The organism is Paraglaciecola sp. 2405UD69-4 (genome assembly GCF_047525415.1).
Classification (GTDB): domain Bacteria; phylum Pseudomonadota; class Gammaproteobacteria; order Enterobacterales; family Alteromonadaceae; genus Paraglaciecola.
On sequence record NZ_JBLIXM010000002.1, the window covers coordinates 501,603 to 517,966 of the forward strand.

The following is a 16,364-nucleotide window of genomic DNA, read 5'->3' on the forward strand; positions in this document are numbered from 1 at the left end:
AATATGACTATATTGCCTAAGCTACGCTAGAGCCTTGTTTTTTAGCATTATTTTGCTTCGCCAATTTCTTACGATGCTCATCGACCGACTCAACCTTACGCTGCTTTTCATACAAGAATTTCAGCACTTCATGTCGATAATGGTTGTATTCTGGGTTGTCAGCTAACTCAATACGATTTCTTGGTCTAGCCAGCTCAATAGGAAGTATTTCACCTATTGTTGCTGCCGGCCCATTGGTCATCATGACTATTCTGTCCGATAACAACACGGCTTCATCAACATCATGGGTAATCATGATGACTGTATTACCTAACTCAGCATGAATTTCCATAACCGAGTCTTGTAAATGAGCTCGTGTCAACGCATCTAATGCACCAAAAGGTTCATCCATTAACAAGACTTTTGGCTCCATGGCTAAAGCACGAGCAATCCCAACTCTTTGCTTCATACCACCAGAAATTTCAGCTGGTAACTTATCAGCAGCATGACTCATATGAACCAGCTCTAAATTGTGTTCAACCCATTCCTTCATTTCTCTCTTCGAACGCCCATTGGGAGTTTGCTTTACGGCCAGCTCAACATTTTTATATGCACTTAACCAAGGTAATAATGAATGATTTTGGAACACTACAGCCCTTTCTGGACCCGGCTCATTCACTTCTTGGTTATCTAATATCACGCCTCCACAAGTAGCCTGATACAAGCCTGCGACTATGTTCAATACTGTTGACTTACCACAGCCCGAGTGCCCAATAAGTGAAATAAACTCACCTTTATCTATCCTTAAATTGACGTTTTGTAGCGCCGTAAAAGGGCCTTTAGGAGTTGGGAAATCTATACCTACTTGGGTAAGTTCTAAATGATGTTTATTGTTCATTATCTTTCCTTTAATCGTCTGTAAGTGGCTTAGATTTAACGCAAAACTGCGTTCTTATCCCAACTAACTTGCTTTTGTAGTATCAGCATTAGTCTGTCTAAAATGAACCCAATCACACCTATGGTTAACACTGCTACCATAATTCGAGCCAGTGATTCTGAACTGCCATTTTGAAACTCATCCCAAACAAACTTACCTAGGCCTGGGTTTTGCGCCAGCATTTCTGCTGCTATCAGCACCATCCAGCCTATGCCCAAAGACAATCGTAAACCTGTAAAAATCGCAGGTATCGAGGAAGGAAGTACAATTTTTGTTACATGGGAAAAAGCATTTAAACGTAACACTTTACTCACGTTAATTAGGTCGGTTTCTATACTAGATACACCAACAGCTGTATTAATTAAGGTTGGCCATAAACAACATAATGAAACTGTCACCGCTGAGGTAATAAAGGATTTAGAAAACATCGGATCAGAGGTCACGTATACTGCACTCACAACCATAGTTACTAAAGGTAACCATGCCAGAGGAGACACTGGTTTAAACAACTGTATTAGCGGGTTAATTGCCGTATAAGCATTTTTACTCAAACCACAAACTATACCAATTGGAATAGCAATCACTGAAGCAACTAAGAAACCAACTAAGACTGTGTATAAACTAGTCCAAATCTGCTGAAAGAACGTAGGTGCACCAGTAAATGTTCTAATCTTAGGCTGATAGCTTGGATCTTGAGCCATCCTCGCAGCGTTACGCTCTTCTTGACGGGTGTAAAATTGCTCCGCCTTGTCCATTTGAGCATTATGCTCGGACACTAAAGTAGTCGCTTGTTGCCATACGGCAGCTGGTCCAGGGAACTGGCCCAATGAAGTATCAATATTTTTTGCCATGACACTCCACAACCCTAGAAAGATAACTATACCTATCAAAGGTAACGCCGTAGCCCTCAAAATATCATTAAGAGAAGGTATGCGAATTTGTTTTACTTGACTAAAAATCATGGGAACCGCTTGTTGTTTAAACATGTGAACACTCCTCGCAGATGGAGACCAGCTCCATCTGCAATTAAAAGTACTTAGAGCTTACTGTCGTTTTTAAGACCGATAGTAAATTTATCTAAATATGCGTTGGGTTGCGTACCGTCATAAACGATATTGTCTATGAAGTGCTTCTGCGCAGGTTTGAAACCAGTTTCTGTAGCAAACTCAGGGAATTCAGAAGCTTTAGCTTTACCTTCTGCAATCAAAGACTTGGCAGCTTGAGCATAGATATCAGGACGATAGACTTTCTTCGCTATCTCTTTGTACCAATCATCAGATTTTGGCTCCGCAATTTGTCCCCATCTACGCATCTGGGTTAAATACCAAATTGCATCACTATAAAATGGATAGGTTGCGTTATAGCGGAAGAATACATTAAAGTCAGGAACAGAACGCTTGTCACCTTTTTCATATTCAAAAGTACCTGTCATGCTGTTTGCAATCACATCGTAATCTGCACCAACATACTGGCTCTTAGACAATATTTTTACAGCTTCTGGGCGGTTAGCATTGTTGTTTTCATCTAACCACATAGCAGCTCTGATCATAGCCTTAACGACACGAATGTGAGTGTTTGGATATTTTTCTGCCCAAGCTTTACTTACACCAAATACTTTTTCTGGGTTGTCTTTCCAAATTTCGTAATCGGTTACTACAGGTACACCAATACCTTTAAATACAGCTTGTTGGTTCCACGGTTCACCTACGCAATATCCGTAAATGGTTCCTGCTTCCATAGTAGCTGGCATTTGTGGTGGTGGTGTAACAGACAACAAAGCGTCAGCATTTAGCAATCCAGTCGTGTCAGTACTGATCCCTTTTACGGCACCTTCCTGTGGAGCATAATATCCAGGATGGATGCCGCCAGCGGCTAACCAGTAACGCAACTCATAGTTATGGGTAGATACAGGGAACACCATTCCCATCTTGAATGGTTTACCTTTACTCTTAAAATCGTCTACAACAGGTTTTAAAGAATCAGCTTTAATTGGATGAACTGGCTGACCATCTTCATGGGGAACATGCTTTTTCATTTCTTTCCAAATATCATTGGAAACAGTGATTGCATTACCGTTTAAGTCCATACTAAATGCAGTAATTATGTCTGCTTTAGTACCGTAACCTATAGTCGCCCCTAAAGGTTGACCAGCAAGCATATGTGCACCGTCTAATTGACCATCGATGACCCGGTCTAGTAGAACTTTCCAGTTGGCCTGTGCTTCGATAGTGACGTATAAACCTTCGTCTTCGAAATAGCCTTTTTCATACGCAACCGCTAGCGGCGCCATATCAGTTAACTTAATGAAACCAAACTTCAACTCTTCTTTCTCAGGCCAGCCTAGTTTTTCTGCATGTGCATTTGCAATTAAAGACCCTGTTAAGACAGCAGAAACTGCACTCACACTAAGTACTTTAACCGCGGTTTTTAACGAACTTAACAATTTAAGGTTTGTCATTATTGACTCCGGATTTTTTCCAAAAAAAAACCCGCAAAGACTCCAGGACACGGAAAGTCTTTGCGGGCTACATTGCCATGTAAACGTGTTTGCATCATCGCAAACAGATTACAGATAAATTTTGTTAGAGCGCTTAACGCTTCTAGTTATAAAACGGTCAACATTTTAAATATTATAATACCGCTTGTTCGAAAACCTTTTTGCATCTTTGATGCCAACTTGTTAAACCTATAAATATCAATAACTTAAGAAAATATCATTTTTAACCTAATTTTCTTTATTTACCAAAAAAGTGCAGTAGCGCACTAGTGAAGTGCTCTACTTGAGGTATAAAGGATTAAAACACTAGCAATATAATGATGGCAATAAACTGTGCGATACAAAGGATTTTATAAAACAACAGTGGATCTCGTTCAAGTAAAGGCTGCTCTCTAGCAGCCCGCAGCATGCCAGGGTTAGGCTGAGATAAGTCTGTCAGAAACTCCGAATAAGCTTGATATCTCATTTGCGGATTGGGCTGTAACCCCTTACGTAACGTTAAGTCTAACCAAATGGGTAAGTCTGTACGAAATTTACTAAGTGACTGATAATGCCACTCGCCATAAGACGCTGGAATATAATCTTGGTATTTAAAGGCTTTAAAAGGCAATTGACCGGCTAACATTTCATAAACCACGGTAACAACAGAAAACATATCACTTAGGTGAGAACTGTCATGCTTGAGTAAATATTCAGGTGCAATATAGTGAACCGCGCCAACCACTACTTTTTCTTCTGGTAATGAGTTAGTTTCTGCTAGTGCCTTTACCAATACTGTACCAAAATCAATTAATTTCACTTCACCTTGATGCGTTATCATCACGTTCTCTGGCTTTACATCTCTGTGCACCATATCTTTACGTTGCAACACCCGTAATGCTGTAATTAATTGACTAGCGATTTTACGCACCTGCTCTAGCGTTGGCTCAGGATTGTCTAACATCCATTGCCGCAGTGTCTGGCCTTCAATATATTCACAAATATGATACATAAACTTGGCATTTTCACGACGCCTATAAATTCCCATAATATTAGGGTGTTTTAGGTGCTGCCCGACCCATTCTTCTCTTAGGAAACCACTCAAAAAAACAGGATCATCTACAAAATTTTGCGAGGGAATTTTCAAACCATAAATCTTTCCATCTTCTTCATTTAACACCTTGTATAAACTGCTGCGAGTTCCATTAAATAATGTTTGAAGTACTCTGTAACCTTCTAACTTCATACCAACATCTAATGCTGGAGGCATAGCTAAACGGGTAATTTGTTTAGTGTGTTCATCAAGATCAGCCAAAGGTAGAGCTGTAACCTTCACTAATAAACAGGTTAAATTATCATTACTCCCTAGTTTTAATGCCTCATTAACTATTAGGGCAGCAAGCTCTTCTAAAGAGCCTTGCGCCTCTAACAAACCTTTGAGGGTTTTACTGGGAATAAACTCGTGCACCCCATCAGAGGTAAACACAAAGATATCATTTTGCTGTAACTCAATACTTGTAAAATCAACATCTAATCGAGCGTCAATACCTATGGCTCGGGTCAATACATTTTGTCCACCTTGCCGAGAAAAATGATCCTTAGTTAGTTGTTCAAGCTCTCCATTTTGAAAACGTGTAATTCGGCTGTCTCCAGCATGCACAACGAACCCAGAAGTCGATTTAAATACCATACCTGTAAAAGTCGTAATCATCTGACTATGACCGCCATGCTCATAATCATGCTGACCATGGCACCAGCGATTTAATCCATGTAGCACCTTTGCTGCTGCACGTTTTACTGTCCACGTAACTGGCGTTTGATAGTAATCCTGAATAAAGTTTGTGACACAGGTAATGGCTGCTTCTCGGCCTCTTGTGCATACACTAACACCGTCAGCTATTGCTGCTACTCCACCTTTAGAGTCGATGTCATGATCTTTAGGTAGGTAAGCGGCAAAAGCGTCTTGGTTTTCGTCCTTCACTCCCTGACTTGAAAACCCACCAAACTCTAAATGTAATTTATCCATGGCCAACCTATAAGGTGAATCAAATGTAGAAAACAAAAAAGGATAACCATTAACTGTTATCCTTTTTAAAAATTTAACTTAATAACTTGAGTAATTATGTAACGTCAATTAACTCGACACTACCATCTTCACGTACTTCAGTCATGGCTCCTTTAGGCTCTTGCATAAACAATAGCGTAATAAATCCTACTACTGCCGTACCCGCGATAACCATAAAGAATGTAGAGGTATCTACCAAAGAGTAAACAGTTAGATAGACAACTGCACCGACATTACCATACGCACCTGTCATACCAGCAATTTGCCCTGTTAATCTGCGCTTAATTAAAGGTACAGCTGCAAACACAGCACCCTCCCCTGACTGCACAAAAAAAGAACACGCCATAACAGCAACAACTGCAAGCCAAATTGGCCAAGTGGCATCTATTAGGCTTAAGCTTGCATATCCTAATGCTAAGCCAGCAGTTAAAATAAGTAGGGTTTTCTTACGACCAAACTTATCAGATAACCACCCACCACCTGGGCGAGACATTAAATTCATAAATGCATACATGCCTGCCAATAGTCCTGCGGTGGCCATACTCAACTCAAAAGTCTCAGCAAAAAAAGCAGGTAACATAGACACAACGGCTAGCTCAGAACCGAATGTCGCAAAGTACAATATGTTTAACACAGCAACTTGTTTAAATTGATATTGATGAACCTCAGGCACTGGATTTACAAAAATATCTTTATTCACTTTGTAGGTAACATAGGAGTCGTACAGGTATAAAGACGCAAGGGCAATATATAAAACCAAAGCCACATTTTCTGACAATAAAGACACACCTTGTGGAGATAATTTCCAATTTAATAAGGCCAAAGCCAAATACATAGGTGTCTTCATGAGTAATAAAAGATAAAAGTCTTTAACACTTGTGACTTCCATGCCACCTAGGTTTTTAGGTCTAAAATAAGTAGAACCTTTTGGGGTATCAGTTGTATTCTTAAAATAAACAAAACTAAACACTAAGCTCATTAATCCAGTAAGGGCAACCGCATAACGCCAGCCATCTTCGCCACCAAAAAGCACAGCAAGTGTAGGTAAGGTAAACGCAGCTGCAGCAGAACCAAAGTTCCCCCAACCACCGTAAACACCTTCAGCTGTACCCAGTTCTTTAGGCGGGAACCACTCACTTACCATTCTGATACCAACAACAAAACCAGCCCCAATACAACCTAGGGCGAATCGAGCAATAAGAAGCTGTGTAAAGCTGTCCGCTAATGCGAAAGCAAAACAAGGAATAGAGCAAATAGCCAAAAGGCTAGAGTAAATTATACGAGGGCCAAATTTATCAGTTAATGCTCCAATAATAACGCGAGCAGGAATAGTTAATGCTACGTTGATGATCAACAAGGTTTTCCACTCACTAAGTGTTAACCCCACGCCGTCTACTATGGCGCCTTTTAAAGGTGCCATATTAAACCAAACCATAAAGGTTATAAAAAATGCCATCCATGAAAGGTGGAGGGTTTTCATTTTGCCTGTAAATGACAAAAGATTAAATTTTTCAGCGCTCATTGCTTTCTCTCGCTAATTGAAATTAGAAACAAAAAAGCCCATAAAAACAACATGTAAACATGTTATTTATATGGGCTACGTTGCCTAATCGTAGAAGCTTACTTCTACAAAATGGATTAATAATTAAAGACTGACAACATTCAATTGTTCAGTTTGAAAATACAAAGGCAATATTTGTACCAAATAACAATTACCATATATTTCATGAGGTTATAAAAAACCAACCTTAATATCACAAAAAGAATATAACCAGAACTGTGCGAACGCACCAAAAATGCACAATAGCACCTTGGTTATAACCCTTGACCTTCAATATCTTTGAGATGCTCTCGCATTTGCTGATACAAATCAGGCCTAAATACATGTTTAACAAAATCATTAGGAACCTTAACTGAAGCTAATTGACCAGCCTTTTCCATTTGGCTTATCAGCCATTCCCCTCTTATATATTCAGGTACATTTATCGAGCCATTATTGGACTTTGAAAACTGATTGTAAGACGGTATTGCTCTTGGGGGTAAATCAATATGAGTTAAGCAACTGCCTATTAAAGACGGCGCAATTACTTCTGTTGGCGCATCTAGATACTGCTCTGAGCTTAATAATCTTGCAGCCTCAAACCTGTTAGGTATGGTTTCTAACCAATTACAGGCTTGTTTCAATGCTGCTGTGAGTGCAAGAACTGTATTAGGATTTTTCAGCTGCCAACTTTCTAATAGCCCTAATACCTTTTCTGGTGAATCCTGCCAAATATCAAAAGAGGTTAAAGCTGTTAAACCTATGCCTGCTCGCACAGCTTTTGCATTCCATGGGCCACCGACACAACACCCATCTATTTCTCCACTTTCTAAATAACCAACCATATTTATGGGCGGCACTATTGTGATATCGACATCTTGCTCTGTGATATTCGCTGACGCTAGCCAATCTTTTAGTTGATAATAATGACAGCTATACGGAAAAACCGTACCAAATTTAAGTCTTGGCCTATTCTGTTCTTTCCTGACGCGTATGACCTTTTGAAGTAAATAAGCAGCTAGGGGTAAAGTTACATCAGCCAACCCATTTTCTTTAAGCACTTCTTGATGCAGTTTTTCAGATAAGGTTATAGCATTACCATTTAAGCTAAGCACTAATGGAGTTATGACTCTTGTGGGAGCACAACGCAAGCCTAACGAACTGGCAAGTGGCATAGGAGCCAACATTTGCGCCGCATCTAATAGACCTGCATGCAGTTTATCCCTGAGAGTTGACCAAGAGTTTTGTTTTTGTAATCTAACATCTAATCCCCACTGTTCAAAGAACCCCATATATTTAGCTACAATGAGAGGAGCAGAGTCAGTAAGGGGAATAAATCCAACCGTTAGTTTAGTTTGTTCGGGTGTAATCATTATAAAGTGATAGCCTTAAAAATTATTAAGCAATGAGATGAGAGTTTTGGCAACAACATCTAACGTTTGCCCTGAGTTCATTGCGGTCTTGCGCATGGCTTTAAATGCTTCATCTTCAGATAAGTTCTTTTTCTTCATTAACAAACGCTTAGCCTGATCAACTGTATTTCGAGAAGCAAGCTGTTGTTTAGTGTCTGTTAGTTCTGTTTTAATTTTTTGATACGCTTTGAATCGTGCGACTGCTGCATCTAGAATAGGCTTCACCCGTTCAGGGTTTAAATCTCCTACCACATACGCACTCACCCCAGATTCAATAGATTGATTAATTGTGTTGGTATCTTCTTCCGCTGAAAACATGACAACTGGTTTAGGGTTATAGTGTGAAATAGCACTGACGCTATCGAGTATATCTCGACTGGGGGATTCAATATCGATAACGATAATATCTGGTTGAATCTCATCTACCTTTTTTAACAAGGCTATATCTGGACTCGCCAAATGGGTAATTTTGTATCTAGAGTTGTTTAAAACACAGGTAAGAGAGTCTGCTCGCTGTTGATCATCATCTATCAGCAAGATTCGTAACTCAGGTGTAACCACCTCTTTATCGGAAGATAAAACACTTTGTTGCAAGTTAAGACCCCAATAAGAACGGGAAATATATTATGCGTAGTGTTTTGCAATTCGTACGCCAATATAAAAACTTAGCAACCCCTTTGTTTTATAGGGATAATAATAAATACACGCAATGGAAAATAAACTAAAAAAGTGCAAACGCACCAAAACAAAGCGACTTGAATCATTTTTTTAACAATTAAGTAAATTTTAAGGGACTAAAACATCTAAGATAGACGCAATCAGCATCCAGTATTAAAGAATACATAGACGCTGAACATGGAATAAAGTCGTGTTTTAATTCTGCTTGAAGTCCATATACAGCATATTTATCAATAACTTAGGGTATTATTGAGTATAAGTAGCATTGCCTACCAAGGAAGGATTTCACCATTTGAATGCCAGAAAGTGCCTGTATTAGTAAGGTTTAGTTCATTCATGCGATTGACCAAGCGCTTAGCGGCCTCGGCTGCAGAAATATCACCATTATGATTAACCATATCAGTTTGTACGTAACCAGGATGTAAAATCGCCACCGCCGTACCTAAGGGCTTCAAGTCGTGAGCTAAAGACACACCTGCAATATTAAGTGCAGCTTTTGACATACGGTATCCATACCTACCACCAGATGAGTTGTCTGCCATAGAGCCCATACGACTGGTAATTAACCCCACCTTTGCACCTGGATTAAACTGCTCTTTTAATGTTTGGGTAACCAATAAGGGGGCTAAACTATTCACTTTAAACTGATATTCAATAGAACTTGCCGACATACTCTGCAAGCTTTCATCAGCTAATACTCCGGCATTATTAATCAAAATATCAATACCAACACCTTTAAGTTTTTTTAGAGAGTTTTGTATGGCATCAGCGCTACTAAGATCCATATTTTCAATAACAATTGCACCAGTTTGCTTTAAAGCATCGCTGTTTTTTCTACAAAGTCCATAAACCTGAAAACCATTGGCAATGTATTGCTTTACTAGCTCTAACCCAATACCTCTATTGGCTCCAGTTATTACAGCGCTTGGCATAATTTAAACCTTATCAATAGTTTGTAACAGACGTTTTAAGTCTTCTGGCGTATCTATACCCGTGGGAGGGGTAACTCTTGCTTCTTCTACATGTATTTTTTTACCATGCCATAACACCCTAAGCTGCTCTAGGGATTCAATTTGCTCTAAACCGGAAGGAGACATATTTACATATTGATTAATAAAGCCTGCACGATACGCATAAATACCTATGTGCCTAAAGTAAAAATCACCTATCTCATCAATAGAATCGGAGTCTAAAAATCTAGCCCTATCATAAGGGATAGTCGAACGTGAAAAATAGAGGGCATAACCTAACTTATCCGTCAGCACTTTTACGGTATTAGGATTAAAAGCATCTTCTATATCTGTAATTTTGACGGCTAACGTTGCCATTTCTGCCAGTTGATGCTGGTGTAAATTTTCTGCAACTTGCTGGATGTTTTCAGCAGGAATAAAGGGCTCATCGCCCTGCACGTTAACAATTATTTCATGGGACAACATTTTTTGCCTCTCAACCACCTCGGCTAACCTTTCAGTGCCAGACTCGTGGTGATCTCCAGTCATGCAGTATTGGCCACCAAAAGATTCAACGGCATTCGCTATCCTTACGTCATCCGTAGCAACAACTATATTCGCTGCCCCCGATTCGATTGCACGGTCGTAAACATGTTGAACCATAGGCTTACCTTTTATATTTATCAAAGGTTTACCGGGAAACCTGCTAGACGCATATCTAGCAGGAATGATGACGCTAAATTCCATAGATTTGACTCACTACCTAAGTGTTGAACAACAATGATAACTAAGAGTTATTTTAAGAGAGTTTCCAATTCATCACTAGACACCTCTTTAGCTTCTGACTCAAGCAATACAGGTATATGTTCACGAATTGGGAAAACCAATCTATCAAACTTACAAATCAATTGGTTGTTTTTTGCTTGATATATCAACTTACCTTTACATGCTGGGCAGGCTAATATCTCTAACAGTCTTTTATCAAAAGCCATAGGGGTTCCTTTACTTTGAGTATCTCTTCTTATCATTTAAAATTTGTTTTACTTGCTGTAATAACTTCATATCAAATTGCTGAGGCAAGTGGGCATTAACGGGAAGATACCAACAATCTTTATGGGCGAAGGAGCGACATTTAACCGCATCTTTTTCGGTCATTAGTACAGTACCTTCAGGTATATCTTTCACTGTAAAACTATGGTGATCAACAAAACTCTTTGTAGATTTAAGCTTTACACCCTTTTTAGTTAACAATGTAAAAAATCGCTCAGGGTTACCGATGCCAGCAATAGCCGTCACTTCTTGTTTAAGGTCGTGTATCGATAAACTTTTATTAGGATGGCTAACATTTACTAAACGCCCAGACTCTAAAGCCATTAAGTATTCGCCATTGCTGGCTACACCGCCATTTTTTATTACAAAGTCTGCTGTAGACAAGCGCCACTTTCCTTCTCGAAGCGGACCAGAAGGCAATAAATAACCGTTACCACAAAGCCGCTGCCCATCCATGACAATAATTTCAATATCTCTTTGTAGAGCGTAATGTTGCAGACCATCATCACAAATAATAACGTCACATTTATGGTCAGTGACAAGCTTATTAGCCCCTCTTGCACGAATGGGATCAATAACAAGAGGACAATTTATATGTTGTCGCATCAAAACAGGCTCATCTCCAACCTGCTGTGCAGTACATGCTGCTGATACAGTATGTGGATAAGACACATCCCCTTGTGCTCCATAGCCTCGACTAAGTACTCCAGGGTGATAACCTTCTTGACGTAACCGTTTTGCCAAATAAACAACGACCGGTGTTTTGCCGTTACCGCCGACACTGATATTGCCGACCACAATGACAGGCGCAGTTACAGCCGAAGACTTTTTTATTCCTTTTTTAAAGGCTAACCTTCTTGTGGCAGATAAAACCCAAAACACCAATGAAAGTGGCGCTAGTAAAACTAATACAGGCCAATGATACCAAGTTGGTGAGTACCAAAGTTTGTCGATGAAACTCACTGTTTCTTTGACTCCTCACTAAATTGCATTTGATACAATTGAGAGTAATGGCCATTTTCAGCGATTAGACTTTGGTGATCTCCTTTTTCGATTATGTTACCGTCTTCAATCACTAAAATAGTATCAGCGTTTTCTATTGTTGATAGTCGATGTGCAACTACTATACTGGTGCGGTTTTTCTGGAGCTTTTCTAAGGCATCTTGTATCAAACGCTCTGACTCAGTGTCTAAAGCAGAGGTTGCCTCATCTAATATCAAAATAGGGGCATCAAGCAACAAGGCTCTAGCGATGGCAATTCTTTGGCGCTGACCACCGGATAACATAAACCCATTCTCACCTACCATAGTATCTAAGCCATTAGGCAACTGCTCAACAAACTCTAATATATGTGCAGTTTTAGCTGCTGCTAATATTTGCTCTCGGCTTACAGCGCCCTCAGAGCCATAGGCAATATTGTTAGCTATGGTATCGTTAAACAAAACTACATGTTGTGATACCAAGGCAAACTGTTTTCGCAAGCTTTTCAGTGGCAACTCAGGCAATGGAATATCATCAATTGAAATATCCCCAGATTGATTATTGTAAAATCGTGTCAACAAGCTTGAAATTGTAGACTTACCACTACCAGAGCGGCCAACTAAAGCGCAGGTTTCACCGGCATTTACTGTAAATGATATGTCTTTGAGAGCTGGCTTTTCTTTTCCAGGGTAGCTAAAAGTGACATTTTTAAATTCTATTTTTCCTACCACTCGTTGGACTTCTTTAGTGCCTGTGTCTTGCTCTGGTTGCTGGTCAAGTACCTCAAAGATACTCACGCAGGCTGTCATACCTTTTTGAAATTCACTGTTAACGGTCGTCAGTTGTTTTAAAGGCTTTAACAGCATAGTCATAAACACAACGACACTAACAAATACACCAGGAGTTAATGACTCTACTAAATTAGGGAAGCTTGCCACATACAAAACCACAGCAAGGGCAATAGAAGCTATCACCTGAATGGAAGATACGCTTAAAATTCTAGCTACGACTAGCTTCATATTCTGCTGACGATTATAGTTATTTTTTGTGGCAAAACGCTTAGCTTCTAAGTCTTGACCACCAAACATTAATACCACCTTGTGGCCTTTAATAACTTGTTCAACAGAAGACGTTAAATCCCCCATTACTTCTTGAATTTTCTTACTTACCTTTCTAAAGCGTTTACTCACAACAGACACAATGACGGCAACCAATGGCCCAATTAGAATAAAAATCAAAGATAGTTGCCAAGAATAATAAAACATGGCAATTAACAGGCCCACAACAAAAGCTCCGTCTCTAACAAGCGTTAAAAGAGCTTTAGCTGCCGCGACTTTTACTTGCTCTGTATCATAAGTAACTTTAGATATAAGCTGTCCGCTAGGGTTATTATCGTGGAATGCAACGGGCAAATGTGTATAACGACTAAATAGCTCTTGTCGCATTTGCATCACTACATGATTACCTATCCAGGCCACTGTGTAGGTACCGAGAAAATTACACAATCCCCGCAACACAAAAATAGGAACAATGAAAAATGCAGCTAAGCGCAAATATCCGTAATCACCATTGCCTAGGCTATCATCAACAATGGGTTTTAATTGTGCTACAACCATCACATCTATAACGGAATATCCAATCATTCCCACAACAGCTAGAAAGAATGCAAACTTAAAATTTTTAAGGTAGCCACTAAAGCGCTTAAATACACCAGAGGATAAATCTAGGTTGGAAGGTTCGTTTTTACTCATGAAAATGTAATTATCTAAACTCTATTATTTTAAAACACTCGCTAGTGTAACTGGTGGTGGGGTAAACCCCAAATAAGAATGAAAAATTATCTCAATTTTATCCTGTTGCACTTAAGTTTTGACAGTTCAATAAATTAACTTTAATGGCGTAACAATTAAAAGGCTCTAAATTTGAGATTACAGAAGTAACCTCGTAAATAAACAGAAATGGAAGCGGTATTAGCCAAAACACAGCTTAAAAGTTGGCATACCAATAGGGATAAATATCTTTTCGGTAAGTTCTTACTTGAATAGTTTCAGTTAGTGTAAATGACACTTGCCCCGTTTCAGATGTGGAGTAAATTTGCTGTTGTGGGATATTGTTTTCTTCAAATACTTGTTGATACCTTGCCACTACTTCTGGCCTTGGAAACCTCCAGCGGTTCATAAAGCCTTGGCTAAATACTACATAGCCGGGACTGACATGCTGAATGAAGTTAAGTGAAGAAGAGGTATTACTGCCATGATGTGGCGCTAGAAGAACATCAGCTTTTAAATCAGAACCATATTTTTCTATCAACACTTTCTCTATACCTTTATCTATATCACCGGGTAGCAAAACTGATTTGCTGCCACCAGATATTTTAAGGACACATGAGCTGTTATTATCACTATGTTTTTGGGGATCATCAGGCCAAAAAGCTTCAATATGTAAATCCTGCCAAATTGATTGGTAGCCTTCACGACATAGGTCGGCAGTGGTTATAACATGCAGTATACGCGTACCTTTTTCTAAGTAGGGTAAGCTCCCTGCGTGGTCATTATCACCATGGCTTATCACAAGCATATCAAGAACGCGGATCCCCTTAGCTCTCAATATGGGCAATAACACGCTGTCAGCCATATTAAAACCACTGGGGTAACTCGCACCTACATCATAAATCAGAGCTTGGTTATTTTTAGTGACTAATACAGAGGTGCCCTGCCCTACATCCAAAACATCAACTTGCCAATGACTATCTTGTCTGCTCAAAAGATAACTAAAAAAGGGAATGACCAGTACCACCAAGCATTTTTTACTTAAAACAAATGCAGGCAAAAGAAGCAATACAAATCCAACTAGCACTTGCAGCCACACTGTTAATGGCATAGCAGGTAACTCAATTGCTGCCCATGGAAAATCTAAGGTTGCATTTAAACCCTCCATGCTTTTTTCAATCAGATAATCAACCCAAGCAAACATCAGCTTAGCTAATTCCGGGTATAGCCAAATCAAGAGCGTTGCCATTAAGCATAAGGGTAAAATGCATAGCGTTACAAAGGGTACAGCAATTAAATTAACCAAAGGCGATACTATGGATACGTAAGAAAATTGCCACGCAACAATTGGTAACATTAAAAATGTTAAACAAAGTTGAACCCGCAACATACTTAAAAAAACAGTAGAAACTGAAAACTCAGCTTTTGTCACCGGCCAGCGCCAAAATACAAAACAAATAATGGAAACAGCTGAAAAACTTAGCCAAAAGCTCAACCCAAATATACTCAGCGGGAATAAAACCAGAAAGCTCGTAAAACCTATAAGAATCTGTCTTGTTGCTTTGACATTATGACTAGATAAAAACAACAAGCTTGCAATAACCAGCATCAACCAAGCTCGCAATGTTGGAAGGCTAAACCCAGCTATTGATGAATAAATGAATGTAGTAAAAAGCGTTAACACCATCGCCATAAGATGGAGGTTAATCAAGTGCAGTCTATTAAACCGGCTCACAAGCCCCGCAATAAGCCAAGAAAAAAGAAAGTAACTAACACTTGCCACCATAGCTAAGTGTAAGCCTGATATAGCTATAAGATGAGCAATACCTGATTGTTGCACTAATAACCAATCATCTTGCTCTAATAGCCCCCTATACCCTAGTGATAACGCGGCAATCCAAGAAACTTGCTCTAACTCCAAAGCAAGTAGTGAATTTAACAACGCCTGGCGAACTGTAATTTCATCTTCTACTAATTGGTTGATTTCATTATTTTTGACATAACCTGTAGCAACAATATTCTTACTAAATAACCATTGCTGATAATTAAACCCTCCCTCATTTGCTAAGCCGTGGGGTGGTTTTAACTTAACTTCCAGCCTCAGTATTTGTCCCTGTTGAACTAACCATGGAGGATTACGCCAGCTCACTCTAATATTTCGAGAAAAAGTTAATTTTTCTGCGTTTATGTGGGACAATTTAAGATTAAAACGAACATCATTATGCTGATGAACAAGGGTGGTTACCTTACCTAAAATTACAATTGGTAAAGAAGTCTGCTCTGTTGGTAGTTGCAAAGAGTATTGCCAATGACCTACACTCGCCATCCAGATAATGCCAATTAAAAAGCAAGCAAAATGAGCATATCGCTTTGCAAAAGCTAAAATGACGATAATAAGAAAAATAATGCTAAAAATGGAAGGTAAATGAGTCCAAATTAGACTTGTTATTGCTGCTGCAATAAAACTGAAAAGTTTACTGTCCATAGTAGTTGCATCATGCCTTCCATTGCTTGACTAAAATAAGTA

The 16,364-nt window shown here is 39.3% G+C and carries 13 protein-coding genes; all 13 read right to left on the reverse strand.

Annotation, left to right across the window (positions count from 1 at the left end; translation table 11 throughout):
* Positions 1 to 16: 16 nt before the first annotated feature.
* Positions 17 to 877 carry an ABC transporter ATP-binding protein gene (locus ACMUMK_RS08685; protein WP_414700735.1) on the reverse strand — a complete coding sequence of 287 codons (861 nt, stop codon included), beginning with the start codon at positions 875 to 877 and terminating at the stop codon, positions 17 to 19.
* A gap of 35 nt (positions 878 to 912) precedes the next feature.
* Entirely contained in the window at positions 913 to 1,878 is a 966-nt protein-coding gene (locus ACMUMK_RS08690) for an ABC transporter permease (protein ID WP_414701392.1), read from the reverse strand.
* A 74-nt stretch (positions 1,879 to 1,952) separates the two neighbouring features.
* On the reverse strand, positions 1,953 to 3,374 hold the full coding sequence (locus ACMUMK_RS08695) for a CmpA/NrtA family ABC transporter substrate-binding protein (RefSeq protein ID WP_414700736.1): 1,422 nt from the start codon (positions 3,372 to 3,374) through the stop codon (positions 1,953 to 1,955).
* 337 nt (positions 3,375 to 3,711) lie between these two features.
* A complete protein-coding gene (locus ACMUMK_RS08700; RefSeq protein WP_414700737.1) occupies positions 3,712 to 5,418 on the reverse strand; it encodes a protein kinase domain-containing protein in 1,707 nt (568 codons plus the stop codon).
* 94 nt (positions 5,419 to 5,512) lie between these two features.
* Complete coding sequence (locus ACMUMK_RS08705) at positions 5,513 to 6,979, reverse strand: NarK family nitrate/nitrite MFS transporter (protein WP_414700738.1); 1,467 nt, start codon at positions 6,977 to 6,979, stop codon at positions 5,513 to 5,515.
* Positions 6,980 to 7,272: 293 nt separating this feature from the next.
* On the reverse strand, positions 7,273 to 8,370 hold the full coding sequence (locus tag ACMUMK_RS08710) for a CmpA/NrtA family ABC transporter substrate-binding protein (protein ID WP_414700739.1): 1,098 nt from the start codon (positions 8,368 to 8,370) through the stop codon (positions 7,273 to 7,275).
* 15 nt (positions 8,371 to 8,385) lie between these two features.
* Positions 8,386 to 9,003 (reverse strand): ANTAR domain-containing response regulator, encoded by a 618-nt coding sequence (locus tag ACMUMK_RS08715; protein ID WP_414700740.1) that lies wholly within the window; start codon positions 9,001 to 9,003, stop codon positions 8,386 to 8,388.
* A gap of 353 nt (positions 9,004 to 9,356) precedes the next feature.
* Positions 9,357 to 10,019 (reverse strand): SDR family oxidoreductase, encoded by a 663-nt coding sequence (locus ACMUMK_RS08720; RefSeq protein WP_414700741.1) that lies wholly within the window; start codon positions 10,017 to 10,019, stop codon positions 9,357 to 9,359.
* A gap of 3 nt (positions 10,020 to 10,022) precedes the next feature.
* Entirely contained in the window at positions 10,023 to 10,784 is a 762-nt protein-coding gene (gene kdsB, locus ACMUMK_RS08725) for a 3-deoxy-manno-octulosonate cytidylyltransferase (RefSeq protein ID WP_414700742.1), read from the reverse strand.
* 47 nt (positions 10,785 to 10,831) lie between these two features.
* A complete protein-coding gene (locus ACMUMK_RS08730) occupies positions 10,832 to 11,029 on the reverse strand; it encodes a Trm112 family protein (RefSeq protein ID WP_414700743.1) in 198 nt (65 codons plus the stop codon).
* Positions 11,030 to 11,039: 10 nt separating this feature from the next.
* Positions 11,040 to 12,050, reverse strand: coding sequence for a tetraacyldisaccharide 4'-kinase (gene lpxK / locus ACMUMK_RS08735; RefSeq protein WP_414700744.1), 1,011 nt, complete (start codon positions 12,048 to 12,050; stop codon positions 11,040 to 11,042).
* Complete coding sequence (gene msbA, locus ACMUMK_RS08740) at positions 12,047 to 13,819, reverse strand: lipid A export permease/ATP-binding protein MsbA (RefSeq protein WP_414700745.1); 1,773 nt, start codon at positions 13,817 to 13,819, stop codon at positions 12,047 to 12,049. The genes lpxK and msbA overlap by 4 nt, the downstream gene beginning before the upstream one ends.
* Before the next feature lie 235 nt (positions 13,820 to 14,054).
* The gene (locus tag ACMUMK_RS08745; RefSeq protein WP_414700746.1) at positions 14,055 to 16,322 is read right to left on the reverse strand and encodes a DNA internalization-related competence protein ComEC/Rec2; all 2,268 of its coding nucleotides are present in this window, start codon (positions 16,320 to 16,322) and stop codon (positions 14,055 to 14,057) included.
* Positions 16,323 to 16,364 lie beyond the last annotated feature (42 nt).

Bases quoted from the DNA above. Each gene is read 5' to 3' on its own strand.
- ACMUMK_RS08690 (WP_414701392.1), bottom strand. From the start codon at position 1,878: ATGATTTTTAGTCAAGTAAAACAAATTCGCATACCTTCTCTTAATGAT.
- ACMUMK_RS08745 (WP_414700746.1), bottom strand. From the start codon at position 16,322: ATGGACAGTAAACTTTTCAGTTTTATTGCAGCAGCAATAACAAGTCTA.
- ACMUMK_RS08700 (WP_414700737.1), bottom strand. From the start codon at position 5,418: ATGGATAAATTACATTTAGAGTTTGGTGGGTTTTCAAGTCAGGGAGTG.
- ACMUMK_RS08710 (WP_414700739.1), bottom strand. From the start codon at position 8,370: ATGATTACACCCGAACAAACTAAACTAACGGTTGGATTTATTCCCCTT.
- ACMUMK_RS08705 (WP_414700738.1), bottom strand. From the start codon at position 6,979: ATGAGCGCTGAAAAATTTAATCTTTTGTCATTTACAGGCAAAATGAAA.
- kdsB (WP_414700742.1), bottom strand. From the start codon at position 10,784: ATGGAATTTAGCGTCATCATTCCTGCTAGATATGCGTCTAGCAGGTTT.
- ACMUMK_RS08730 (WP_414700743.1), bottom strand. From the start codon at position 11,029: ATGGCTTTTGATAAAAGACTGTTAGAGATATTAGCCTGCCCAGCATGT.
- msbA (WP_414700745.1), bottom strand. From the start codon at position 13,819: ATGAGTAAAAACGAACCTTCCAACCTAGATTTATCCTCTGGTGTATTT.
- ACMUMK_RS08720 (WP_414700741.1), bottom strand. From the start codon at position 10,019: ATGCCAAGCGCTGTAATAACTGGAGCCAATAGAGGTATTGGGTTAGAG.
- ACMUMK_RS08685 (WP_414700735.1), bottom strand. From the start codon at position 877: ATGAACAATAAACATCATTTAGAACTTACCCAAGTAGGTATAGATTTC.
- ACMUMK_RS08695 (WP_414700736.1), bottom strand. From the start codon at position 3,374: ATGACAAACCTTAAATTGTTAAGTTCGTTAAAAACCGCGGTTAAAGTA.